The organism is Hyphomicrobium facile (genome assembly GCF_900116175.1).
Classification (GTDB): Bacteria; Pseudomonadota; Alphaproteobacteria; order Rhizobiales; family Hyphomicrobiaceae; genus Hyphomicrobium_B; species Hyphomicrobium_B facile.
In genome coordinates this window covers 605,545-630,234 of sequence record NZ_FPCH01000003.1, presented here as the reverse complement: position 1 = coordinate 630,234, position 24,690 = coordinate 605,545, and the positions used below count along the sequence as shown (strand labels likewise).

Here is a 24,690-nt window from a genome sequence, read left to right as displayed (position 1 = left end):
TGTGGGCAACGCCGGCGACATACCGCCTTTTGCGCGATCCCCGGATGCGCTAGGTCCAGGCCCATGATCAACGCCATGAACAGCACGTACGACGTCATCGTAGTAGGCGGCGGCCACGCAGGGACCGAAGCGGCCGCAGCCGCGGCGCGGATGGGTGCCCGGACGGCGCTCGTCACCCATGCGCTCGCAACGATCGGCGAAATGTCGTGCAATCCGGCCATCGGCGGCCTCGGAAAGGGCCATCTGGTCCGCGAAATCGATGCCCTAGACGGTCTGATGGGCCGCGTCGCGGACCTAGCGGGCATCCAGTTCAGGCTGCTCAACCGCTCGAAAGGCCCGGCAGTCCACGGCCCCCGCACCCAAGCGGACCGCAAGCTTTACCGCCAGGCCATGCAGGCCGAAATCGCCGCCATCCGAAACCTCGACGTGATCGAAGGCGGAGTCGAAGACCTCATCGTTAACAATGGCCGCGTCCAGGGGGTGATCACCGCCGACGGCCGGCACCTCGGGGCAGGCGCCGTCATTCTGACGACCGGCACCTTCCTGAATGGCCTCATCCATATGGGCGAGCAGAAGATCCCGGCCGGCCGGGCTGGCGAAGCGCCCGCCCTCAAGCTGTCCGACCGGCTCTATGGGCTCGGGTTGAAGCTCGGCCGTCTGAAGACCGGCACCCCAGCGCGCCTCGACGGCAGGTCGATCGATTGGGCGAGCCTCGAAATGCAAAAGGCCGACGACGATCCGGTACCATTTTCATTTCTGACCGAGGCCATCAAGACCCCGCAAATCGCTTGCGGGATCACGTACACGACCGAGGCGACGCACGACATCATCCGCGCGAATCTCGCCCGTTCGCCCATGTATTCCGGCCAAATCGAAAGCGTCGGCCCGCGCTATTGCCCGTCGATCGAAGACAAGGTCGTGCGATTCGCCGATCGCGCCGCCCACCAGATTTTCCTCGAACCCGAAGGTCTCGACGACGACACGATCTACCCGAACGGCGTCTCGACGTCGCTCCCCGTCGAAGTCCAAGAAGCCTTCCTGAAAACGATGCCGGGGCTGGCAAACGTCGTGATCAAGCGTCCGGGCTATGCCATCGAATACGACTACGTCGATCCGCGCGAGCTGACCCCGGGACTCGAGGTCAAGCGGCTGCCCGGCCTCTTCCTCGCCGGTCAGATCAACGGAACGACAGGATATGAGGAAGCCGCCGCCCAAGGCCTTCTCACCGGCATCAACGCCGCCCTGACGGCAAGCCGAACGACGCGCGATTCAACCTCCAGCGATTCACGTGAAACGGATTCACGTGAAACAAATCCAACAGATGTCAAGGATTCACGTGAAACGTATGCCGTTTCGCGTACCACCGGCTACCTTGGCGTCATGGTCGATGACCTCATCACCCGCGGCGTTTCCGAGCCCTATCGCATGTTCACGTCGCGGGCCGAATTCCGGCTGAAGCTGCGCGCCGACAACGCCGATCAACGCCTGACGCCCGAAGGCATAGCCCTCGGCTGCGTCGGCCCTGAGCGTCGCGCGAAGTTCGAAGCCAAGGCCCAGGCCCTCGCGGACGGCCTGAACCTTTTGAACGAGCTCACCATGACCCCGACTGAAGCCGCCCGCCATGGCCTCGCGATCAACCGCGACGGCCGCCGCCGTACGGCCTTCGATTTGTTGGCTTTTCCGGAAATCTCGCTGGACCGCCTGAAGGCCGTCTGGCCGGAGATCGGCAAGATCGATTCGGCCGTGGCTGCCCAGCTCGAGGTTGATGGCCGGTATGCCGCCTATCTGCGGCGCCAGGACGAAGACGTCGCCCAGCTGAAGCGGGACGAGGCCGTTCGCATTCCCGCCGACTTCGATTACGCCGCCATTCCGGGCCTGTCCGCCGAGATCCGGCAGAGGCTGGCTCGCCACCGCCCGGCAACGATTTCCCAGGCCGGACGGCTCGAGGGCATGACCCCTGCCGCACTTCTGACCCTGCTCGCCCGGCTCAAAGCGGCCAAGGACGGGACGAGGGAAAACAGGGGTGATCACCAGGCTGGCCGCCAGACCGATAGCAAGAGCGCCTAGAGCATTTTCGAGCAAAGTGGGCACCGGTTTGCGTAAAGAAAATGCGATGAAACAAATAGCTACGGCCCTGCCGCGCATCGATACCCCGGAAGAATTTCAGCGGCGTTTCGGAATTTCACGTGAAGTCCGTGAAAAGCTAGAGACTTACGCAGCCCTTCTCAAACGCTGGCAGAAAACGATCAACCTCGTCGCGCCGAGCACGCTCGACGAGATCTGGCACCGTCATTTCGCCGATAGTGCCCAGCTCTGGCAGTACCGGCCGGAAGGCGCCCGTACGTGGCTCGACCTCGGGTCCGGCGCCGGTTTTCCGGGCCTCGTCCTGGCGATCATGGCTTCCGAAACCGGCGGGACGCGCCATATCCTGGTCGAGAGCGACAGCCGGAAAGCCGCATTTCTGCGGGAGGTTGCCCGCCAGACCCGCGTTGCTGTGGACATCCAGTGCATGAGGATCGAAAATGCCGAGACTCACGCTAAGGTAGGCAAGGCCGACTGCGTTACCGCGCGCGCTCTTGCTCCACTCTCTCGGCTGGTCGAGATCGCGGCACCTTATTTTGCGTCTTCTACGCTTGGCATGTTCTTGAAGGGCCGTGAGGTAACGGCTGAAATCGAGAATGCAGCTCAAGACTGGCAGTTTGCCTTTGAGCTGATTCCAAGCGTTACGGAAGAGGGCGGCCGTGTTGTGTTGCTCAAAGCGTTGAACCCAAGGACGGAGGGATAACCCGTGGCCGGCTACGTATCAGGCACGGGCGGTGCGAACGCAGGCCCGCGTATCGTTGCTGTCTCCAATCAAAAGGGCGGCGTCGGCAAGACGACGACGGCGATCAATCTCGGAACCGCCTTGGCGGCCGTCGGCGAGCGGGTTCTGATCCTCGATCTCGACTCCCAGGGCAACGCCTCGACCGGCCTCGGCATCGATATTGAGCAGCGCTTCAAGACGACGTTTGACGTATTGACCGGCAATGCCGCGATCCTCGAAACGGTTCTGAAAACCGCAGTCCCGAACCTGTTCGTCGTCCCGGCGAACAGCGATCTGGTCGGCATCGACGCGGCGCTCGCAACCGATCAAAACAAAGCATTCAAGCTCCGCGACGCGATCACGGCCATGATCGGGCATCAGCGCGCGCGCGATGCCGACACCCATTTCACGTATGTCCTGATCGATTGCCCGCCGTCGCTGAACCTGCTGACGCTCAACGCGATGTCGGCAGCGCATGCGGTACTGGTGCCCGTGCAGTGCGAGTTCTTCGCACTCGAAGGTATTTCGCAGTTGAAGGATTCCATCGAGCAGATCCGCGCGACGCTCAACCCACGCCTCGAGATCCAAGGCGTCGTGCTGACGATGCATGACGGGCGCACATCGCTGTCGCGCGAAGTCGCCGACAACGTCCGCGCCTTCTTCGGCAACAAGGTCTACGACACGGTCATTCCGCGCAACACGCGCATCGCCGAGGCGCCGTCGCACGGCAAGCCCATCCTTCTCTACGATTACGATTGCGCCGGCAGCCAGGCCTACATCCGGCTGGCGACGGAAATCATGGAACGCGAACGGCGCTACAAGGCAGCCTGATCGCGAACGGCCGAATTCACTGGGGTTTTGCAGCTATAAACTGACAAGCAGGGGACGAAGAAGCAGATGAATTCCGTAGTGCCGAAGAGCCGCCTGGGCCGTGGCCTTGCCTCTCTGATCGGAGAACCGGCACCCCTCGGACACCGCCTTCCGCCGGAAGGCGAGCAGCGCATGGTCTCGATCGCCGAGGTCAAATCCAGCCCGCTCAATCCCCGCAAGGACTTCCGCGAAGATGAACTCGCGGAACTCGCTGAATCGATCCGCACCAAAGGCCTCGTCCAGCCGATCGTCGTTCGTCCGAACGGCATGTCGGGCGGGTACGAGATCGTCGCCGGCGAACGCCGCTGGCGCGCGGCGCAAAAGGCTGGGATGCATAACATCCCGGTGATCATCCGCGAGCTCACCGACCGCGAAGTCCTCGAGCTGGCGATCATCGAGAACGTCCAGCGCCAGGACCTGAACGCAATTGAAGAAGCCTCTGGCTATCGCGAACTGGTCGAGCGCTTCGACTACAGCCAGGAGCAGCTCTCGGAAATCATCGGCAAGAGCCGCAGCCATGTCGCCAACACGCTCCGGCTGCTGAAACTGCCGACGGGCGTGCAATCGCTCGTCCAGCAGGGTCAGCTCACAGCTGGCCACGCGCGCGCTTTGATCGGCCGCGCCGATGCCGAGGCGCTGGCCAAGAAGATCATCGACGATAGCTTGAACGTCCGCGACGTGGAGGCGCTTGTCCAAACCTTCGGGGAAGAAGGTTCGACCGGCGGCAACCGCCGCGCCCGCGACAAGGATGCCGATACGAAAGCCTTCGAGAAGGAACTGACCGACCTCCTCGGCCTGAAGGTCGAAGTCCGCCGCGGATCAGGCGAAACCGGCACCCTCACGATCAGGTACGGCAACTTCGACCAGCTCGACTACATCCGCCAACGCCTTGGCGGAGGTTGAGTTTTTAAGCTTTTTATCGCAATTCTGAAGCCGCCGCTTGACGCTGTCGCGGCGGCTTGATGCTGTGCGCACCGAAAGGCTCGGGGCTCCGAGCCCAATCGAACTAGAGCATTTTCAGGCAAAGTGGGGCACCGGTTTGCGTATAGAAAATGCGATGAAACAAAGAGATAGAGCGCCGGTCCTGATACTATCAGGACCGGAAGCGCTCGAGACACAAAAATGAGTGAAGTGAATACGTTGGAGCGTCTCGCCGCGCTCATCCGCTCGCGGCGATCCGATACGAGTGGAAAGTCATATACATCTCAGCTGTTGACCGCCGGTACCGAGCGCTGCGCCAAGAAGTTCGGCGAAGAAGCGGTCGAGGCCGTCATCGCCGCGATGGGAACCGATACCGCCGCTCTCAAAGCCGAAGCCGCGGATGTCCTCTATCACCTTCTTGTCTTGCTCGAATCCCGCGACGTGTCGCTCGATGAGGTGCTGAAGGTCCTCGACGGACGCATGGGCACGTCGGGTCTCGAAGAAAAGGCATCCCGCACCAAGGGTGCATCGTGAAGCCTCGCGCCAATCGTCGCAAGAAGTCGAGGGCGCGCGAAGAGGTGCGCTCCGAGGGCGTTCCGTTTTCGCCTTACCGGGTCTTTACCCGTGAGGAATGGGCGAGGCTTCGTGCCGACACACCGATGACGCTGCAGTCGAATGAGCTGGAGCAACTGTCGGGTATCATCGAGGAACTCTCCGTCGACGAGGTCGAGCAGATCTATTTGCCCCTGTCGCGCCTTCTCAATCTCTACGTCGCAGCCGCGCAAAAACTGCATTCCGTCAGCTCGGAATTCCTCGGGCGCAAAGATACGAAAGTCCCTTTCATCATCGGTGTCGCTGGCTCTGTCGCGGTCGGCAAGAGCACGACCGCACGTGTGTTGCGAGCCTTGCTTGCGCGTTGGCCGGATCATCCGCGCGTCGACCTGATGACGACCGACGGCTTTCTTTTTCCCAACGCCGAGCTTGAGCGCCGCGGCCTCATGGAGCGCAAGGGCTTTCCCGAAAGCTTCGATACCGAACGCCTTCTGCGCTTTCTAGGTGACGTGAAATCTGGCGTATCGAGCGTTGCGGCACCCGTCTATTCGCACTTCCAATACGATATTCTTGCCGGCGCCGAAGTGGAGGTTCATCAGCCCGATATCCTCATTATCGAAGGACTGAATATTCTCCAGCCTGCGGAGATGCCGAAAGACGGCAGCACAATTCCATTCGTCTCCGATTTCATCGATTTCTCGATTTATATCGACGCCCACCCGGCAGTGATCGAGAAATGGTATCTGACGCGCTTCATGCGCCTCAGAAGCACCGCGTTTCGCGATCCCGGCGCCTACTTCCATAAATATGCAGCCCTCGCGCCTGACGAGGTGCGCCGCATCGCGCTGAAGCTATGGCGCGAAATCAACCTGAAGAACCTCGAAGAAAACATTCTTCCGACGCGCCGCCGCGCCCAGCTCATTCTGCAAAAAGGCGAGAGCCATCGCGTTGAGGCGGCGTCGCTCCGCAAGCTTTAACGGCGAAAAAAAGGGGCCGCCTGGGGAAGCGGCCCGCGAGTGATTCACAGGATGAGTTCAGAAATCGAATTGTCGATTAGGTCGGCAAAGGTTCAGCGACTTGGCTGCATCGCCTGAGCCGTCTGCTCGGAGGCGTGTCCGGACGATACCGGTGCGGTTCCCCGAAGGTCTTTTGAAAACTCGATACGGGTCTTCAAGGCAAAGACTTTGTATTTGTCGCGAAGGCGACGGATCGCCGACGGGTTTGAATATCCCATCAACCGAATTGCGGTCGTCGGTCTCAATTCGGGGTGTACCCTCAGCAACTCGTCCAGCCGTGCAATACGGTCGCTATCATCGATACCGGTACCTTTCGGACGGCCACGGCGAATGGGAGAGTGAAGCATTTTGAGCGAACCTCGAAACGAAGCGATTCGTTAATTCCGAGACTGCGCGAATACATTCTCCAATTCCAGGGAGAATAAATTTGAGTCCGAATTGGACACGTTTCACCCCCTAAACATTCTCCATATGAACGCCGTTCATCAGAAATAGGTATTTCAAACCCATTCGACGATAAGCGATCGCATGTCCGCGAGTTACGAAATAATGCCGTGTTGCTTCGCGAATTCGGCCAGCGAAACGGATGGCCGTGCGCCGATGTGGCTGATTATTTCCGAAGCGGCGAGACTGGCCAGGCGGCCGCAAATTTCGAGATTTAATCCCCTCGCATATCCGAATAGGAATCCGGCGGCATATAAATCGCCCGCACCGGTCGTATCGACGACTTTATCGACCGGAAATGCCGATATCCGTATGGATTGGCCTTCGCTGTGAATCTCCGAGCCTTTGCCGCTACGCGTCAGAACGGCGAGTTTCGCGTCATTTCGCGCGTTTTCTGCTGCAACCTCGAACAAGTTCGTTTGATAAAGAGATTTGATCTCATTTTCATTGGCGAAAAGAATATCGACGCCGGAACGAATGAGATCGAGAAATTCCCCGCGGTGGCGATCGACGCAAAAGCCATCGGAAAGTGTCAGCGCAGTTTTTCGGCCCGCGCCTTTCGCAGCCTGATGCGCCGCGCGAAATGCGCGTTTCGCTTGCGGTTCGTCGAATAGATATCCTTCGAGATAAAGAATTGAAGCCGCGCGGATCATTTCCAAATCGAGCTGCGTTTCGCCAAGGCTCGTCGAAATGCCAAGGAACGTATTCATCGTGCGCTCGCCGTCGGGCGTAACGAGAATGAGAGAACGCGATGTCGGTGCGCCATTGGTAACGGCGGGCGAAGTAAACGCCACGCCGATCGAGCGGATGTCGTGCGAAAAGACTTTGCCGAAATCGTCGTCTGCAACGGTGCCGACGAATGCAGCGCGTCCGCCGAACGAGGCGACACCCGCGATCGTGTTGGCGGCCGAGCCGCCGGAAATCTCGACGGCGGGTCCCATTGACGAATAGATCTTTTTGATCTCGTAGGCGTCGACGAGGCGCATGCTGCCTTTGGTGACGCCGATCTCTGAAAGAAAGGCGTCGTTACAGCGCCCAATGATATCGACGATCGCGTTACCGATCCCGATTACGTCGTAACGCGCGTCAGTCATGTCGTCCCCCTTGCCATTTGCGCAGGCACTATAGGGACGCGAGAGACGGTCGCAAGCCGCCCGCTAGCGGCCGCCCGCCGCAGCCGCCGACACCGCGGCCATCGATGCGAGAGCCAGAATCAAGCGCTCGGCGATAACGTCTTCGAGGCTCGACGTGAGACGTGCCGCTTTCGCAGCTTCCGAAATCCGCCTGAGCGCCTGATCGAGCTGTCCACGTGACCAGCTTCGCACTTGCCGCGAAAAGCTGTCCTTTTGCTTGAAGAACAGCGGCGGCCGAATGGACTTCAGCGCATCGTCGAGACGCAGGCCTCCATCGACGTCGCTTCTGACGCGATGCAGCTTCAGGAAGTATCTCTGCACGATCGAGATGATCACTTGCGCGTTCTCGCCCGACGCCAGCGCGCGGCCGAAATCGCTGATCGCGCTTTTCGTACGGCCCTCGGCGACGGCTTCTGCAATCCGTTCGAGCGCCAGCCCCGCCGCATCACCAACCAACCCATCGACGTCGTTGTGCGTGATCGATCGACGGCCGAGGCAAAAAAGCGCGAGCTTCTCGATCTCCGCTCGCGACAAAGCGCGATCAGCGCCGAGCCGGCTTTGCAGCAACGCCCGGGCGTCGCCTTCGATCGTCAACGAGAAGGAAGAGAGGACTTCCGATATCAGCGCGTCGATGTCGGCGGCGCTGTCGGGATAGCAGGCGACGGCAAAACAATGAGGCTGGGATTCGAAAAGCGCCCGCAGGCTGTCGTCCGCTTTGAGATTGCCCGCTTCGACGACCAGCAAGCCTTCGAGCGGCCCTGAATTGAGAAGCGGCTTCAGAAGCGCCGTTGAAATGCGCCGGCCGGCGATAGCGCGGACTATCCTTCGCCCCGAAAACATTGGGCGTGTCTGCAACTCGGTCTCGAGCCGTGAGGGGTCTTCGTCGAGTTCCGTTTCGTCAAGCTTCAGGACTTCGCCCGGCGGGTTTTCGCGAGCAGCCAGGCTCTTGGCCAGCGCTGCGGCACGTTCGCTGACGAGGCCAGGATCCGAGCCATGGAAGAGCACAGCCGCCAAATCGGCAGGGGGCGCCTTCATGAACGCTGGGGCTTGTTGTGGTTTGACGGCGGTCATCGTGATGCTCTTCTAGGGCGATGCCTAGATACCAGAGCTAGACGTTGCCGGTCGATAAAACTGCGAGCAGCCGGGTCTGGATTTCCTGGCCGACAGTCTCGGCCGCCCGGTTTTCTGCGTTCTGACGCGCCTCGACGTTGGCAAAAACCGACGACACGCGATCGAACGAAGCGCGGCCGTAGCTTGTGCCGCTCGCCACGACCTTCTTGTCGGAAAGCCTGATGAGGCTGAACGAAGCGTCGATGCTGTAAATCTGGCTGCCCGCGTTGCCGTCGACGGCAACGAGCATCGAAGTGACGGATTCGCGGATGGCGACGTCGAGACGGTACTGCGGCGGCTTCGGAGCGCCCCCGCCGGTAGCCTGGAAGATCAGTTCGTTGCGAATCCGCTGGCCGACGCGGCCCGGAATGGGCGCGATGTCGACGGTAGCCATTCTTTCGGTGACGGCCGAACCGTTGATCAACGCCGAGCCGTAAAGGGGACGGAAACCGCCGTCGCCGCAACCGCCCAAAGCTGAAACGGCAATGAAGACCGAAGACGCCAAAAGGCAGCGTGCAACCCACCGGCTGCCCACGCTACGTCTCCCAACCCGCCCCTCAACCAACGACATTCACGATCCTCTGCGGAACGACGATAACTTTTTTCGGCGGTCGCCCGTCCAACGCACGCACCACCGATCCAAGCTGCAACGCCGCCGCTTCAACTTCCTCGGACTTCGCACTACGCGAAATCACAAGTTCGTCCCGTCGCTTACCATTAACCTGTACGGCAATGGTCACTTGATCGTCAACGAGCAGCTCGGGTTCTGGGGCTGGCCAAGGTTCATTCGCAACCAGCGTGTTGTATCCGAGCCGCGCCCAGCATTCTTCAGCCAAATGCGGCATCATCGGGCCGATCATGACAATCAGCAGGTCTCCGGCCTCCCGAACGGCCCAGGCAATGTCCGGTCCGCGCTTGGATAAAGCCGATTGGAGCACATTGGAAAACTCGTGGATATTGGCCACCGCCACGTTGAATCGCAGCGCTTCGATCGCCCGCCCAACGGCGTCGAGAGCCCGGTGAGCCGCCTTTCGGACCTCCAGGGCCTCCGGGCCGAATGAACCCGGTTTCGGGCCTTTTTCGCCGGGATACGCTTCGGCAATCTCCTCGACGATCCGCCAGACGCGCTGGATGAACCGGCCTGCACCCGCAACACCGGCTTCCGTCCAAATGACGTCGCGCTCCGGCGGGCTGTCCGAAAGCATGAACCAGCGGGCGCAATCGGCGCCGTAATGGGCGATGATGTCGTCAGGGTCCACGAGGTTCTTCTTGGACTTCGACATCTTCTCGATGCTGCCGATCACGGCCGGACGCCCGGACGAAACCTCGACGGCCTTGCGATTTGCACCCTCGCCTTCGAACCGGACTTCGTTCGGCAAGAGCCAAAGGCCGTCCTCGGACTTGTAGGTTTCGTGGGTCACCATGCCTTGCGTGAAGAGCGCAGCAAATGGCTCGCGCGTGTTCGTCGCGAACGACAAATGACCCGTGTCGCACATCGCCCGCACGAAGAAGCGCGAATAGAGAAGGTGCAAAATCGCGTGCTCGATGCCACCGATATATTGATCGACCGGCAGCCAATAGTGGGCCGCGTTGAGATCGACCGGCGTCTGAGCTTCAGGCGCGGTGAAGCGGACGAAATACCAGGACGAGTCGACGAACGTATCCATCGTGTCGGTTTCGCGAACCGCCGGCTCACCGCAAATCGGGCAATTGACGTGCTTCCACGTCGGATGCCGGTCCAGCGGATTGCCGGGCTTATCGAACGTCGCATCCTCGGGAAGCTCGATCGGCAGGTCCTTCTCGGGAACTGGAACAGGCCCGTGCGTTTTGCAGTGGATGATGGGGATCGGACAGCCCCAATAGCGCTGCCGCGAGATGCCCCAGTCGCGCAGCCGGTAATTCACCTTCCGCGCGCCCTGCGGACGCGAACCGAGCGACTGCTTTTCGAGACGGTTCGCCGCCTCCTCGAAGGCGGCCGACGTCGAAAGGCCGTCGAGAAACCGCGAATTGATCATCGTGCCGTCGTCGACGTACGCCTTGTCGGTCAGCTGAAACGTCTCGGCGTTTTCACCGGGCGGCAAGATGACGGGCACGACGGGAAGATTGTAGCGGCGCGCGAAATCCATGTCGCGCTGATCGCCTGACGGGCAGCCGAAGATCGCGCCCGTGCCGTAGTCCATCAAAACGAAATTCGCGACGTAGACCGGAAGCTCCCAGCTGTCGTCGAACGGATGGATGGCGCGAATTCCCGTGTCGTAGCCGCGCTTTTCAGCGGCTTCGATGTCGGCGACCGACGTGCCCATGCGGCGGCACTCGTCGCAGAACGCGGCGAGCTTCGGATCGCGTTCAGCTGCTGCTTTTGCCAGCGGATGATCGGCCGCCACGGCGAGAAACGACGCGCCGAACAGCGTGTCGGGCCGCGTCGTATAAACTTCGAGCTCGCTGAAATCTTTCGGCGCGGCCTTCTTGTCGAGAGCCCACCGGACCAGCATGCCTTCCGAGCGCCCGATCCAATTCGCCTGCATCAGGCGCACTTTCTCGGGCCAGTTCACGAGCGTATCGAGATCGCTCAACAGCTCATCGGCATAGTCGGTGATCTTGAAGAACCACTGCGTCAGCTCGCGCTGTTCGACGAGCGCGCCGGACCGCCAGCCGCGGCCGTCGATAACCTGCTCGTTCGCGAGCACCGTCTGATCGACCGGGTCCCAATTGACCTTCGAAGACTTCCGGTACGCGATCCCCTTCTTCAGGAAATCGAGGAACAGCTTTTGCTGATGCTTGTAATAGCTCGGCGAGCACGTCGCGATCTCGCGCGACCAGTCGAGCGACAAGCCCATCGATTTGAGCTGTCCGCGCATCGTGTCGATATTGGCATATGTCCACGCGCCGGGATGGACTTTGCGTTCCATCGCCGCGTTTTCCGCCGGCATGCCGAACGCATCCCAACCCATGGGGTGCAGCACGTTGAAACCGCGAGCCCGCTTGTAACGCGCGACGACGTCGCCCATCGCGTAGTTGCGGACATGGCCCATATGGATGCGCCCCGAAGGATACGGGAACATCTCGAGCACGTAGGATTTCGGACGTGAGGGATCTTCGGAAGCGCGAAAGATCTCGCCCTTCTCCCAAACGGACTGCCAGTATTTTTCGCGCTCGGCCGCGTTGTAACGTTCATTGGCCATGGGGGCCTTGGATCTCGTTCAAGAATTCGTCGGAAGGCCGTAAAGAGCCCGAATGGTAAAGCCGGTCAAGTCGTTGGGACAACAATTGGCTGGCCGGGGCCAGCGGGATCGGAGCGGGCCCGCGTAATCGCCTACATGAGCGCGCAGCCACGTCAAGGTTGCGGCAACAACTAATGTGTACGATGGGGAGACGCTATCAGGGGAATTGGAAGGGCGTGCGAGGAACCCCTAAGCGCAGCGATGCGGGCGACCGATGGCAATTCGCCCTAAAAAACATAAAAGCGTCCGGACGGTGCCCGAACGCTGTGCGGTAACGTCAAACACCGGACCATGCGCCCGAATGCCGAGCACATGATCCGGCGAGAACGTCACTTGTCAGCACGTATGCGCGCCGGCACCCGCTTCTGCCACGGTCTGATCCTGCACGCCGCTGCCGCCTGAAACGCCGATGGCGCCGATGACTTCGCCCTTCGAATCCTTCAGCGGAATGCCGCCCGCGAAGATCATCACACGGTCGTGGTTGGAAACATGGATGCCGAAGAACTGGTCGCCAGGCTGGCTGTTCTCGGCCAATTCCTTCGTCGAAATGTTGAAGGCGCGCGACGTGAAAGCCTTGTTGATCGCAATGTTGATCGATCCGAGCCACGCCCCGTCCATGCGAATGTGCGAGATCAAGTTCGCGCCCTCGTCCACGACGGCGATGTTCATGGGCTGACCGATCTCCTTCGCCTTCTTTTCTGCGGCGTCGATGATGCGGCGAGCGTCGGCGAGTTTCAGCATAGGAAATGCTCCTCAGGTTCGGTCTAAAGGTTCGGGGGATAACGGTGAGCGAAGCCGGACGTTTCGGTCGTGCCTCGACCCTTTACATAGAGTGCCCGCGCGAAATTACGACACTTGTTCCTCATGGGCCGGAATGTCTATGGAAAGGCTTGAGACCAACGAGGACCACGCGTGCAACAGAACGACTATCAGGAAAGCGCAGTCGACAGGTTAAAGCGCGTAAACGACGAAATAGCCGCCGCCGCGAAAGCCGCCGGCCGTAATGCGGAAAGCGTTGAATTGGTTGCGGTTTCCAAAACTTTCGATGCCGACGCGATCCGCCCGGTCATCGAGGCTGGGCAGCGCGTATTCGGTGAAAATCGCGTCCAGGAGGCAGAGCGCAAATGGCCCCCGCTCCGCGCCGAGTTCCCGGACGTAAAGTTGCATCTCATTGGTCCGCTGCAATCCAACAAGGCGAAGGAAGCAGTCGCCTTCTTCGATGCGATCCATACGATCGATCGCGAAAAAATTGCGCGTGCCATCGCGGGTGAAATGACGGCGCAGGGCCGTAGCCTCGAACTCTTCGTTCAAGTGAATACCGGCGAAGAGCCGCAGAAGGCGGGGATCATGCCGGGTGATGCGCGAGCCTTCGTCGCGTTTTGCCGCGATGACCTGAAGCTCGAGATCAAAGGGCTCATGTGCATCCCGCCGGTGGACGAAGAACCGGCAGTGCATTTCGCATTTCTCGCGAAGCTTGCGCGCGAAATGGGGCTCGCCGGCCTCAGCATGGGAATGAGCGGAGATTTCGAAACCGCAATCGCCTTTGGCGCGACGCATGTCCGTGTGGGTTCAGCTATTTTCGGCGTCCGCTGATCCGGCTTTTCCCACGGCAATTTTGCTCACGACCACAGTGACAAGCACTCGCGGTGCTACCTTCCCCAAGTGATTCGCTTGATGTGTGGGCGTTGGCGCACGCGAGGTAGCTTTCCCCGATGACTGCATCTGCTCAGAAAAAAGATATCGCCGAAGTCGAAGCCAACACGGCCGCTGCCGAAGCTGCGAACGTCGCGCGCGCGGAGGTGCTGGACCAGGCGAAAAAGGAAGAAACCGCCAACGCCAAGACAGCCGTTTCAAAGCTCGAGAAGGGCAAAAAGGACGCGACCAGCGCAGCGCGCAAAACCTGGCACGATTTCCAGGTCGATGTCTGGATCACGAATTTCAATTCGTACGAATTCGGCTTCTGGAAGAAAGACCGCAATCGCGGCAAGTCGCGTCAGTTTACGACCGACATGGATATCTTCGCCGAGGTCATCGAAAACGGCAAACGCACCGGAGTCCTTGGTTATCGCAGGGAGCTTTGGAAAGACGCGACCGGCATGAACAAGCGGCTCGTCTTCAAGCTGTTTTCCGAGACTTTGAATTGGAAGGCCAGCATGGACATGATGCTAGGCCGGTCCGTTCAGCAGACGCTCGCAGCTCACGGCCTTCCCGTACCTTGCTACTCGATCAATACGAGTCCCGACGACTATATCGTCTATCTCGAACGCTCAGCCCACAAATGGCCGCTGATGCCCGAGAACTTCTCGTTCTTCCTGATGGAAGGCGGAGAGCCGAAATTCTACAGGTTCCGTCGCGATTTCATCAATCTCGGGGGTGACTACACGCTGATCGATCAGCACGGCGAGCACGTCGGCCATATTGATGGTGCTGTGCTCACGATCGGCGGCAAATGGCGTTGCAAGGTGCGCGGCGATCATGCCGATCCGCGGCTGCTGATGGTGATGAAGCTTTTCACCGGGATGATCGTCTTCAATGGCGGAGCTCGACGTCACGTCAAGAAACTGGCGCGTGATATTCATGACGGACGCATTAAGCCCGACATCCAGCGCCAGGAAGCTGACCTTTATTTGAACCCGCGCCGGATGCGCTAGCGGATGGCCTTTAGGGCGTGCGCTGGGCGGTCAGCTGGGCTGTCCGCTCCAACGGCAATACGCGCCGGCGCCGGTCAGTAGATCTCCGGCACGTAGAGATCATCCGGCACGGGCGCCCGGCTATAATCCGGATGATACACGCGCTCCGGCAGCGCCACCGGCGCACGCGGAACCTCCTGATACGGCATTTGGCTCAGCAGATGATGAATGCAATTGAGCCGTGCACGCTTCTTGTCGTCGGCTTCAACCACCCACCAGCGCGCCTCCGGAATATGCGTATGCTCGAGCATCGCTTCCTTGGCTTTTGTGTAGTCTTCCCATCGCCGCCGCGACTCGAGATCCATCGGCGATAGCTTCCACTGCTTGATCGGATCGTGGATGCGCATCTCGAATCGCAAATGCTGTTCGTCGTCGGAAATCGAGAACCAGTATTTGATGAGCGTGATCCCCGAACGCACCAGCATCTTTTCGAATTCGGGAACGGTGCGGAAGAATTCTTCGAGATCGGACTCCGTGCAGAAGCCCATGACGCGTTCGACGCCAGCGCGATTATACCAGGAGCGATCGAAGAGAACGATTTCGCCGCCAGCCGGGAGATGCGGAACGTAACGCTGGAAATACCATTGCGAACGCTCTCTCTCGCTCGGCGCCGGCAACGCGACGACGCGCACGACACGCGGATTGAGACGTTGTGTAATCCTCTTGATGACGCCGCCTTTACCGGCCGCGTCGCGCCCTTCGAAAATGACGACGACCTTGGCCTTGGTGTTGACGACCCAGTCCTGCAGCTTGATCAGTTCGCGCTGCAGCCGGAACAGCTCCTTGAAGTAGACCTGGCGATCGAGAAGGCCCGCATCGCCATCGCGATCGCGTCCGTCTAGAAGCCGTTCGAGCCGGCCATCGTCCATTTCCATTTCCAGCTCCTCGTCGAAGCTGTCGGCAATTTCGGCCTCGATGCGTGCTGATAGTGTCCGCTCGGCTTTATCCTGCTCGTCCATGATCGCCCGTCTATTTCCGCCCAATTTCTCGCGATCCTTTCGCGAGCCATATGACAACGCTGTGACAATGCGGTTCCACCCCTCAAACCGGCGGCGGGTTGCGTTCCGTAAAGTTCTTCTGATGCCAATATGGATAGGCTTTCGCCGTCTCGCTGGCGGCGTCGAGCTTCGTCATTTGCTCAGGCGTCAGGCTCCAGCCGGTCGCACCGAGGTTGTCCCGCAGTTGCTGCTCGTTGCGCGCGCCGATGATGACGCTCGAAACCGTCGGGCGATGGAATAGCCAATTGAGTGCGATTTGCGGAATGCTTTTGCCGGTTTCTTTCGCGATCTCATCGAGAGCATCGACGACATTATATACATGCTCGTCCGGAACAGGCGGCCCCTGCTCTGCCGTCTTGTGGAGACGGCTCGTCTCCGGCAACGGCTGTCCACGTCTGATCTTGCCGGTAAGTCGTCCCCACCCGAGCGGACTCCAGACGAGCGCGCCGAGACCTTGATCGAGCCCGAGCGGCATGAGCTCCCATTCGTAATCGCGACCGACAAGTGAATAATAAGTCTGGTTCGCAACGTAGCGCGGATAGCCGTAGCGATCGGCGACGGCGAGCGACTTCATCAAATGCCAGCCGGAGAAATTCGATACGCCGACGTAGCGAATTTTGCCGTCGCGAACGAGTTGATCGAGCGTCGAGAGCACTTCTTCCGGCGGCGTCAACGCATCGAAACCGTGAAGCTGGAAAATATCGATGTGATCCGTCTGCAGACGTTTCAGCGCCTGCTCGCAGGTTTTCAAGACATGAAAACGCGATGATCCGACGTCGTTGGGATCATCACCGAAACGGAATGTCGCTTTCGTCGAGATGAGAGCTTTGTCTCGGCGCCCCTTCAGAGCTTCGCCGAGCACCGTCTCGGAATTTCCGTTGGAGTAGATGTCGGCCGTGTCGAAAAGCGTGACGCCGGCATCGAGGCAGAGATCCACCATACGGCGCGCCTCCGCGACATCGGTAGAGCCCCACGCACTGAAGAATTCGCCCGAACCACCGAAAGTCGCCGCGCCGAAACTCAAGAGTGGAACCGATAGTCCGGATGCGCCAAGCCTTCGGTATTCCATCGGAGTCGACCTCTTTTGGCTGTGATTTAGGCGTCTGCGTGCGGATTGTCGCCGCACCCCCATTCGCAAAAAATGCCCGATGTGACGGTTAAAATCGATCACATATGGCGTCGTTCCTTACGCAAACTTCACAATTTACTCGCCCAAAGGTAGTGAACGAACCTTTGAATGCACCGGTTTATTTGAGTTAACTTTTTAATAAATAGGCGGAAATTCCCTAACCCGCGCCAGTTGTGCATCCGCAAGACGATATGCCGCGCGTCGAATCCTCTCTTGTTTTCGCCCCATTACGACGGTGAGTGCGCCCCGTTTGTGAAGACAAGTAGTAAGGAGAGTTAAAATGCGATTGAGTTTAATCGCAGTGGCGATGTGTTTTGCTTGGTTTGCCGGAATGGCATCTGCGGAGGCGCGCCCTCAACACGGTTACAAGGGTGACCGATACGAGCGCTCCCATGCGCATTCGGCTGGCAAGCGCCAGTATTCGGCCCGCTACGCTCAGCGCGGTCGTTCTGCCCACCGTCAATACTCACACCGAAAGTCTGGTTCCGGATATGCGTCTCGTTCCGGAACACGCCGTCACTATGCCAATAGCGGCAACGGTCAACGGAAGTACGCTCAGCACCGCTCCAGCGGTCGCAAATATGCGTCGGCCGGCAACGTCGGCGGCCGCCCCCGTGCGTGGTGCGGTTGGTGGATGCGCACGCAGCTGGGCGGGGGCCCGGAATACAATCTCGCTGCCAACTGGAAGCGCTACGGACGCGCGAGCGGACCGCAGGTCGGTGCCGTGGTCGTCTGGCCGCATCACGTCGGCATGATCACCGGTCGCGCGGCCAACGGGCAGTGGATCGTGAAATCCGGCAACGACGGAAACGCAGTACGCGAGCGGGCGAGGTCGGTCGCCGGTGCCGTGTTCCGCGTAGGCTAAATGCAATATGGGCAGGTCGAGCAATCGGCCTGCTCATATTTCGCCGTTTTGAACGAAAGCATGCGGATTGCCGATCGATATCGGCGGCGAATTCCGCGGCCTGTCTGGCGGAATCGCCGGTTTATATCGGAAAAAAGATATGGCCGGTGATGCTTGTCGCAATCGCCCGGCCATTGGATAGTACCGTTTGGAGAGAAAGGGGCGCTTCGAGAGCGCCCATTCGCCATTTGCATTTGCGTCCGAAGCCTGAGTGCCCGGTCCAGAGCTCCGGGACGCGAAATGGAATTAAGCGGCTTTCCGCTTGGCGACTTTCTTGACTGCCTTCTTGACGGTCTTCTTCGCAGGTGCTGCCTTCTTGGCAACGGGTTTCTTGCGCTTCGCGACCGTCTTAACTGCCTTAGCTGCCTTAGCCATAGTATTAATCTCCCTCTAGGATGTTCGAATCAGCTCGAACTTCACAAACATGAGCAAATTCGAGAGCTTTGTAGACGGAGAAGTTTGAAATCGCGGGCAAAAAGGCGTTTATTAACGCAAACTGTTGCGATAATGACTCAATTTTTCTTATTTTTCGACGTCTATTGGCCTTTAGACCGACTCGCGGGCTCGAATTACCGCGCTGCAAACATCTCGTTGTATCTGAATTGAGTGATATCGAATTACCCAATTCGCGTTCGGACAGCCAAATCGCAATTATAATTCGGCCGTGCCTCTGAGACGCTTTTGGAAATCGAGCGCAGAGTGAAGGTACGTCATTCGCTCATCCAACAATTCGCCGACCCACGACTGATAATCGGCATCTTTGGGAATGATGTCCGCGATGACCGACCCGTCCTCGACCTTGATCTCTGCTCCGTAGTGACGCGCGATCGCTTGCATCTTCGCGTTATCCGGCAAGCACACGAGAATGAGGTGGCGCAGTCCACGATTGCGTGCAGTGCGTATCACGCGACCCATCAACTGTGTAGCAATACCGCGATTGACGAACGGCTTCTCCACTGAGAATGCAACCTCTGCACCGGGGCGATGCATGAGATCATCCGGACGCAATTCCGCGACAGCACGCAATTCGCCGTCGACGAAATAGCCGAACGTCACGTTGCCGAAATCGCCCGCGTGCGACGCATAGCGAGTGATGAATTCATCAGAAACATCGTGACCGAAGCGGCGATGACGCGCCTCGGGGTCGAGCCGCTGCAAATGTTCGGTGAGCAAGTAGCTCTCGCTTGTCAGCAGTCGCCTGATGGAACCAAGACGGTCCGCGCTTGCTTCCGGGGCCTCTTTCAACATTATTCAATCTCCTCGCTTCACGCCGCGCCGGCGCGCGCTAAGCGCTTGTAACGTCCCCTAAAGTGGGACTTATTCTGTGCGGGGCGATAGAAAATGCTGCACAGCAGCAATGCGTTTTTAGGCGACGGACGGCGCCGAACCTCTGATTGCTGGGAGCTGAGCGATGCGACGCAATTGGAGAGCGACATTCGGCGCACCCCAATTCGTCGCGGCGATCTGCTGTTGCATCTCTCGGCTTCCGCCGATTACCGAAAGCGGATCACGATTGGGGGCCGGATGGCGACGATCATCGAGGGATATAACCGGCGGCTCGCCGAGCAAGAGATCGAGCCTGACGCCGCGCAGGCCGCACTCGCGATACGTCTCGACGAGCTGGAGATTGAACTCGGGGCGTATCGGCCGAAAAACGGCATGCTCGCGAAAGTGTTCAGCAAACCGCCGGTACCGCCGAAGGGCCTCTACATTTGGGGCTTGGTCGGCCGCGGCAAGACAATGCTGATGGACCTCTTTTTTGAGGAGACATCCTTCGAGCCGAAACGGCGCGCGCATTTTCACGAATTCATGGCCGACGTGCATGACCGCATCGGCGAAGCAAGAAAGACAGTCGATGGCGATCCAATTCCGCACGTCGCGGAAGCTATCGCAAAAGAAGCGCGGCTTCTGTGCTTCGATGAGCTGCACGTCACCGATATCGCCGATGCCATGATCCTTGGCCGGCTGTTCGAAGCGCTCTTCGCAGCAGGTACCGTCGTCGTCGCAACGTCGAACGCGCGCCCATCGGAGCTTTATAAGAACGGCCTCAATCGCCTGCTTTTCCTTCCCTTCATATCGTCGCTCGAAAAGCGGCTCGACGTGGTCGAGCTCGGCGCGAAGAAGGATTTCCGGCTCGATAAGCTTTCAGGCGAGACGCTTTACTTTCATCCGATCGATACAGCGGCCAAAGCCGCTCTCGATGCGCATTGGAAACGGCTGACCGGCAACCATCCGGGAAAACCGCAAACGCTGGATGTCAAAGGCCGCAAGGTCCAGGTGCCGGTGGCATCCATGGGCGTCGCCCGCTTTCAGTTCGCCGATCTTTGCGATCAGCCATTGGGCGCGAACGATTACATTCATATCGCCCACGCCTTCCACACCGTCATTATTGATGGGATCCCACTACTCACGCCCGATCGGCGGGACGTCGCGCGTCGCTTCATCAATCTTGTCGACGCTCTCTATGATGGCCGCATCTGTCTCATCGCCTCCGCCGCTGCTGAGCCGGCCGCGCTTTATCCCAAGGGCGATGGCGCCGATCTCTTCCAGCGAACCGCGTCTCGGCTGACCGAAATGCGTTCAGAGGCCTATTTGGCGGGCCATTCCGGAGGCCGCACCCGTCATTGAAGCCGCAAATGGCAGGCCCATGTCCTGTCGTTCCGATCGTACCAAATCACGGCGCGCAGCCAGACTTTGAGAAGAAAGTTGCGTCTTGTGCTTGACGGGCCGCTGAATTTGATTACGCAGCTGCGACATCGCGGTTCGCAATCGCGGCCGTCATTTTATTAGTGATCTCCGGGGGAGCAGCCATGGCGCGCACCAAAATCGCACTGATCGGATCGGGACAGATTGGTGGCACGCTCGCCCTTTTGGCAGGCCTCAAGGAACTCGGCGACATCGTCATGACCGACATCATTGAGGGTGTCGCGAAGGGCAAAGCCCTGGATCTCTCGCAGACTGCAGCCGTCGAAGGATATAATGCCAGAATTTCGGGAACGGGCCCCGATGGCTACGCGGCAATCGCTGGAGCAGACGTTTGCATCGTCACCGCCGGCGTTCCTCGCAAGCCCGGCATGAGCCGCGACGATCTCCTCGGCATCAACCTGAAAGTGATGGAGCAGGTCGGCGAAGCCATCAAAACGCACGCCCCCAATGCCTTCGTTATCTGCATCACGAACCCGCTCGATGCGATGGTCTGGGCGCTTCAGAAGTTTTCGGGGCTTCCCACGAACAAGGTCGTCGGCATGGCCGGTGTGCTCGACAGCGCTCGCTTCTCCCACTTCCTCGCCGAAGCAGCCGGCGTCTCGATCGAGGACGTTCGCGCCCTGACGCTGGGCGGCCACGGCGATGACATGGTGCCGATGGTTCGCTATTCGACGATCGGCGGCGTTCCGCTTCCCGATTGCGTGAAGCTCGGCTTCTTCAGCCAGGAAAGCCTCGACGCGATGATCAAGCGCACGCGGGGCGGCGGCGGCGAAATCGTCGCTCTTCTGGGCACGGGCTCGGCATTCTATGCCCCGGCGGCTTCCGCCATCTCCATGGCCGAGAGCTACCTGAAGGATAAGAAGCGCATGCTGCCCTGCGCCGCCTATTTGAGCGGCGAATACGGCCTGAAAGACACCTACGTCGGCGTTCCCGCCATCATCGGCGCGGGCGGCATCGAAAAGATCGTCGAGCTTTCGCTGGATGATGGCGAAAAGGCGATGTTCGAGAAGTCGGTCGCCTCCGTGCAGGGCCTCATCGAGGCCTGCAAGAAAATCAATCCGGTCCTCGCAAACTAGAAGGGTGGCGCAACCTTGCCGGCACGCCACCCTCAGGAAGATGAGATAAGGGTTTCGGCCTCAGCCGAACTTGAACATTTTCTTCAGGTTGTGCGAAAGCGCGCCGCGCTTCTCCTTGCGGGCGACATCGGCTTCGCTTCTAAGCCACGTCATTTGAACGACCCGGCGTTCGCCAACGAACGGCGTGTGCCCGTGCCAGGAAGAATCGGACCGCCGGAAGGCGAAAACCGTGCCGGTGAGCGGGCTGATCTGCTCGACGTAATCCTCGAAGTCGTGATCGTTGCGCAGAACGCGGAGGCAACCGGCTCCGGTGCCGTCCCACTTATCGTTGAGATAGGTGAGCATCGTCGCGATCTTGGCTTCGCCATCCGTGTGGATGCGTCCGTCCTTCGCGGCCGACAGCTTGCGAATGGTGATCATCTTCGGCTTGCCGACGAGATCGATATCGAGTTTCTCGGAAACGATCTTCGAAACTTCGGGGCTCTTCAGATCTGCGAGCAGCTTCTGGAAGGCGCCATGGATGCCCTCGCCAATGTCGGTCTCTGTCAGAAACCCGGGCTCCTTCAGATCAGGAAAATCCTTTTTCAGCGGCTCGACGGTCGAGGGCTGGATGAAATTCTCGCCGACCAGGAAATTGAAGGGATCGCGGCCAGTCCGCGCCGCCTTCAGGCCGTCGATGTTGATGCAGGCAAATGTCATAGACGTTCCCCGTTATTGACTAAGCGAGTATCGAAACCAGTTTTACGGTTCTTGAATGGCCGACTCAATAGGCGGCCGAGGCGCACCCCGGAAATGCGGGTGCATCGCGACCTTATTGTTGGGAATTTGGACAAAAAGCGGCACGCGCTGCCGCGATGCGCATGATGACGGAGATTTGTTCTGTGAGGGCACGCTTATGAACATCCACGAATATCAGGCCAAAGAACTCTACCGGGAATACGGCGTGCCGACCCCGAACGGGTTTCCCGCATTTTCCGTGGAAGAGGCAGTCGAGGCAGCGAAAAAGCTTCCCGGCCCCGTTTGGGTCGTCAAGGCCCAGATCCATGCTGGCGGCCGCGGCAAAGGCAAGTTCAAGCAGCCGTCTGCTGGGGACAAGGGCGGCGTCCGCCTCGCCAAGTCTCTGGAGGAGGTTGAGAAGTTCGCCAAGGAAATGCTCGGCAAGACATTGGTGACCGTCCAGACGGGTCCGGCAGGCCGCGTCGTCAACCGGCTCTATATCGAAGACGGCTCCGCGATCGCGCGCGAGCTTTATCTCTCGGCGCTCGTCGACCGCGCAACGTCGCGCGTTGCTTTCATCGTCAGCGAAGCCGGCGGCATGAACATTGAGGACGTGGCCCACGACACGCCCGAAAAAATCCACACCCTCACCATCGACCCCGCGACCGGCTATCAACCGTTCCATGGCCGCAAGGTGGGCTTCGCGCTGGGCCTCAAGGGCGACCAGTTGAAAGCCTGTGGAAACCTTGTTGAGAACCTCTACCGCATGGTCGTCGAGAAGGACATGAGCCTGCTCGAGATCAATCCCCTCGTCGTCACGAAGGACGGCAAGCTCATCTGCCTCGATGGCAAGATGAACTTTGATTCAAATGCGCTCTACCGCCACCCCGAGATCGTCGCCCTGCGCGACCTCGGCGAGGAAGATCCGACCGAAATCGAAGCTTCGAAATACGATCTCGCCTTCGTCAAGCTGGACGGCAACATCGGCTGCCTCGTGAACGGCGCCGGTCTCGCCATGGCGACCATGGACATCATCAAGCTCTACGGTGCCGAGCCTGCAAACTTCCTCGATGTCGGCGGCGGTGCCTCGAAGGAAAAGGTTCAGGCAGCGTTCAAGATCATTCTGGCAGACGAGTCCGTCAAAGGCATCTTGGTCAATATTTTCGGGGGCATCATGCGTTGTGACATCATCGCCGAAGGCGTCGTCGCCGCCGCGCGCGAGATGGATATCAAGGTCCCGCTCGTCGTCCGGCTGGAAGGGACGAACGTCGATCTCGGCAAGAAAATCCTGAAGGAATCGGGTCTGAAAATCATCCCCGCCGATGATCTCGCCGACGCTGCCAAGAAAATCACCGATCAGCTGAAGAACGCAGCTTAGCGGTGTTGTGCGGTTGAAACTTCGTACGCTTATGAGTTAAACACCCGGTTCTACTTGCTGCGGTGCAAAAAATGCGCAAAATGTAGGCGCTGTGACGCGCCTTCACGCGGGGTTGGAATGTCTATTCTTATCGACCAAAATACCAAGGTCATTTGCCAAGGTATAACGGGAAGCCAAGGCACTTTTCACACGAAGCAGGCCCGCGCCTACGGCACCAAGATCGTCGGCGGCGTCACGCCCGGTAAGGGCGGCTCGAAGCACCCCGACGCCGAACTCGCGGACGTTCCGCTTTTCGACAGCGTCGGCGAGGCGGTCGCCAAGACGGGTGCCACGGCAACCTCGATTTACGTTCCCCCGCCCTTCGCGGCTGACGCCATTCTCGAAGCTATCGACGCGGAATTGCCGCTCATCGTGTGCATCACCGAAGGCATCCCGGTGATGGATATGGTCCGCGTCAAAAGGGCCCTCGATGGCTCGAAGTCGCGCCTCGTCGGACCCAACTGCCCGGGTCTCCTGACGCCTGGCCAATGCAAGATCGGCATCATGCCCGGCAACATTTTCCAGAAGGGCTCCGTCGGCATTGTATCGCGCTCCGGAACGCTCACATATGAGGCCGTGAAACAGACAACTGATGTTGGGCTCGGGCAGACGACCGCCGTCGGCATCGGCGGCGACCCCGTCAAGGGCACGGAATTCATCGACGTCCTCGACCTGTTCCTTTCCGACGACGACACGCAGTCGATCATCATGATCGGCGAAATCGGCGGTTCCGCTGAGGAAGACGCCGCTGAGTTCCTGATGCGCGAAGCGCAGAAGGGACGCAAAAAGCCGATGGCAGGTTTCATCGCTGGCGTGACCGCGCCCCCTGGGCGGCGCATGGGTCATGCGGGCGCAATCATTTCGGGCGGCAAGGGTAAAGCAGAGGACAAGCTTGAGGCGATGAAAGCCGCAGGCATCGCCATCGCGCCGAGCCCTGCCGCTCTGGGTCGTACTCTTGTTGAAGTCTTGCGAGCGTAGCCTCC

Annotated in this window: 24 protein-coding genes; 13 read left to right on the top strand and 11 right to left on the bottom strand. The window is 59.6% G+C overall.

Annotation, left to right across the window (positions count from 1 at the left end):
• Positions 1–75 precede the first annotated feature (75 nt).
• From mnmG to coaA, 6 genes are all read left to right on the top strand, one after another.
• Entirely contained in the window at positions 76–2,067 is a 1,992-nt protein-coding gene (gene mnmG, locus BM399_RS16020; protein WP_092869148.1) for a tRNA uridine-5-carboxymethylaminomethyl(34) synthesis enzyme MnmG, read from the top strand.
• 46 nt (positions 2,068–2,113) lie between these two features.
• Positions 2,114–2,785, top strand: coding sequence for a 16S rRNA (guanine(527)-N(7))-methyltransferase RsmG (gene rsmG, locus BM399_RS16015; RefSeq protein ID WP_092869147.1), 672 nt, complete (start codon positions 2,114–2,116; stop codon positions 2,783–2,785).
• A 3-nt stretch (positions 2,786–2,788) separates the two neighbouring features.
• On the top strand, positions 2,789–3,634 hold the full coding sequence (locus BM399_RS16010; protein WP_092868744.1) for a ParA family protein: 846 nt from the start codon (positions 2,789–2,791) through the stop codon (positions 3,632–3,634).
• Between the two features lie 66 nt (positions 3,635–3,700).
• Positions 3,701–4,576: a ParB/RepB/Spo0J family partition protein gene (locus tag BM399_RS16005; RefSeq protein WP_092868743.1), complete on the top strand. Its 876-nt coding sequence runs from the start codon at positions 3,701–3,703 to the stop codon at positions 4,574–4,576.
• Positions 4,577–4,795: 219 nt separating this feature from the next.
• Positions 4,796–5,128 carry a phosphoribosyl-ATP diphosphatase gene (locus BM399_RS16000; RefSeq protein ID WP_092868742.1) on the top strand — a complete coding sequence of 111 codons (333 nt, stop codon included), beginning with the start codon at positions 4,796–4,798 and terminating at the stop codon, positions 5,126–5,128.
• Positions 5,125–6,123: a type I pantothenate kinase gene (coaA, locus tag BM399_RS15995; RefSeq protein WP_177228189.1), complete on the top strand. Its 999-nt coding sequence runs from the start codon at positions 5,125–5,127 to the stop codon at positions 6,121–6,123. The genes BM399_RS16000 and coaA overlap by 4 nt, the downstream gene beginning before the upstream one ends.
• A 92-nt stretch (positions 6,124–6,215) precedes the next feature.
• Here coaA and BM399_RS15990 read toward each other — a convergent pair whose 3' ends face one another.
• The 6 genes from BM399_RS15990 to BM399_RS15965 form a co-directional block, all read right to left on the bottom strand.
• Complete coding sequence (locus BM399_RS15990) at positions 6,216–6,509, bottom strand: hypothetical protein (RefSeq protein WP_244531301.1); 294 nt, start codon at positions 6,507–6,509, stop codon at positions 6,216–6,218.
• A gap of 192 nt (positions 6,510–6,701) precedes the next feature.
• On the bottom strand, positions 6,702–7,700 hold the full coding sequence (locus tag BM399_RS15985) for an adenosine kinase (RefSeq protein ID WP_092868740.1): 999 nt from the start codon (positions 7,698–7,700) through the stop codon (positions 6,702–6,704).
• Positions 7,701–7,763: 63 nt separating this feature from the next.
• Positions 7,764–8,810, bottom strand: coding sequence for a DNA polymerase III subunit delta (gene holA, locus BM399_RS15980; protein ID WP_092868739.1), 1,047 nt, complete (start codon positions 8,808–8,810; stop codon positions 7,764–7,766).
• A gap of 37 nt (positions 8,811–8,847) precedes the next feature.
• On the bottom strand, positions 8,848–9,384 hold the full coding sequence (locus tag BM399_RS15975; protein ID WP_244531300.1) for an LPS assembly lipoprotein LptE: 537 nt from the start codon (positions 9,382–9,384) through the stop codon (positions 8,848–8,850).
• Between the two features lie 22 nt (positions 9,385–9,406).
• Positions 9,407–12,031 carry a leucine--tRNA ligase gene (leuS, locus tag BM399_RS15970; RefSeq protein WP_092868737.1) on the bottom strand — a complete coding sequence of 875 codons (2,625 nt, stop codon included), beginning with the start codon at positions 12,029–12,031 and terminating at the stop codon, positions 9,407–9,409.
• Between the two features lie 375 nt (positions 12,032–12,406).
• Positions 12,407–12,811, bottom strand: coding sequence for a GlcG/HbpS family heme-binding protein (locus tag BM399_RS15965; RefSeq protein WP_092868736.1), 405 nt, complete (start codon positions 12,809–12,811; stop codon positions 12,407–12,409).
• Positions 12,812–12,982: 171 nt separating this feature from the next.
• Between BM399_RS15965 and BM399_RS15960 the strand changes: the two genes are divergently transcribed.
• Together BM399_RS15960 and BM399_RS15955 are read left to right on the top strand one after the other, a co-directional pair.
• On the top strand, positions 12,983–13,663 hold the full coding sequence (locus BM399_RS15960; RefSeq protein WP_092868735.1) for a YggS family pyridoxal phosphate-dependent enzyme: 681 nt from the start codon (positions 12,983–12,985) through the stop codon (positions 13,661–13,663).
• Between the two features lie 119 nt (positions 13,664–13,782).
• Positions 13,783–14,721, top strand: coding sequence for a hypothetical protein (locus BM399_RS15955; protein ID WP_092868734.1), 939 nt, complete (start codon positions 13,783–13,785; stop codon positions 14,719–14,721).
• Between the two features lie 74 nt (positions 14,722–14,795).
• Here the strand turns inward: BM399_RS15955 and ppk2 are convergent, their stop codons facing one another.
• Both ppk2 and BM399_RS15945 read right to left on the bottom strand, forming a co-directional pair.
• Positions 14,796–15,719 carry a polyphosphate kinase 2 gene (ppk2, locus tag BM399_RS15950; RefSeq protein ID WP_092868733.1) on the bottom strand — a complete coding sequence of 308 codons (924 nt, stop codon included), beginning with the start codon at positions 15,717–15,719 and terminating at the stop codon, positions 14,796–14,798.
• Positions 15,720–15,801: 82 nt separating this feature from the next.
• Positions 15,802–16,827: an aldo/keto reductase gene (locus BM399_RS15945; protein WP_092868732.1), complete on the bottom strand. Its 1,026-nt coding sequence runs from the start codon at positions 16,825–16,827 to the stop codon at positions 15,802–15,804.
• 694 nt (positions 16,828–17,521) lie between these two features.
• Between BM399_RS15945 and BM399_RS21400 the strand changes: the two genes are divergently transcribed.
• Positions 17,522–17,752, top strand: a complete 231-nt coding sequence (locus BM399_RS21400; RefSeq protein ID WP_092868731.1) for a C40 family peptidase — start codon at positions 17,522–17,524, stop codon at positions 17,750–17,752.
• Between the two features lie 285 nt (positions 17,753–18,037).
• Here BM399_RS21400 and BM399_RS21520 read toward each other — a convergent pair whose 3' ends face one another.
• Positions 18,038–18,166 (bottom strand): hypothetical protein, encoded by a 129-nt coding sequence (locus BM399_RS21520; RefSeq protein ID WP_280140573.1) that lies wholly within the window; start codon positions 18,164–18,166, stop codon positions 18,038–18,040.
• A 276-nt stretch (positions 18,167–18,442) separates the two neighbouring features.
• Positions 18,443–19,039 (bottom strand): GNAT family N-acetyltransferase, encoded by a 597-nt coding sequence (locus BM399_RS15935; protein WP_092868730.1) that lies wholly within the window; start codon positions 19,037–19,039, stop codon positions 18,443–18,445.
• Positions 19,040–19,132: 93 nt separating this feature from the next.
• Here BM399_RS15935 and zapE point away from each other — a divergent pair, with 93 nt between their 5' ends.
• Both zapE and mdh read left to right on the top strand, forming a co-directional pair.
• The gene (zapE, locus tag BM399_RS15930; protein ID WP_244531299.1) at positions 19,133–20,419 is read left to right on the top strand and encodes a cell division protein ZapE; all 1,287 of its coding nucleotides are present in this window, start codon (positions 19,133–19,135) and stop codon (positions 20,417–20,419) included.
• A gap of 182 nt (positions 20,420–20,601) precedes the next feature.
• A complete protein-coding gene (gene mdh / locus BM399_RS15925) occupies positions 20,602–21,573 on the top strand; it encodes a malate dehydrogenase (RefSeq protein WP_092868729.1) in 972 nt (323 codons plus the stop codon).
• 60 nt (positions 21,574–21,633) lie between these two features.
• On the opposite strand, the gene BM399_RS15920 is transcribed toward mdh, so the two are convergent.
• The gene (locus BM399_RS15920) at positions 21,634–22,272 is read right to left on the bottom strand and encodes a 2OG-Fe(II) oxygenase (RefSeq protein ID WP_092868728.1); all 639 of its coding nucleotides are present in this window, start codon (positions 22,270–22,272) and stop codon (positions 21,634–21,636) included.
• Positions 22,273–22,468: 196 nt separating this feature from the next.
• Between BM399_RS15920 and sucC the strand changes: the two genes are divergently transcribed.
• Positions 22,469–23,668, top strand: a complete 1,200-nt coding sequence (sucC, locus tag BM399_RS15915) for an ADP-forming succinate--CoA ligase subunit beta (RefSeq protein WP_092869145.1) — start codon at positions 22,469–22,471, stop codon at positions 23,666–23,668.
• Positions 23,669–23,785: 117 nt separating this feature from the next.
• Positions 23,786–24,685: a succinate--CoA ligase subunit alpha gene (gene sucD / locus BM399_RS15910; protein WP_092868727.1), complete on the top strand. Its 900-nt coding sequence runs from the start codon at positions 23,786–23,788 to the stop codon at positions 24,683–24,685.
• Positions 24,686–24,690 lie beyond the last annotated feature (5 nt).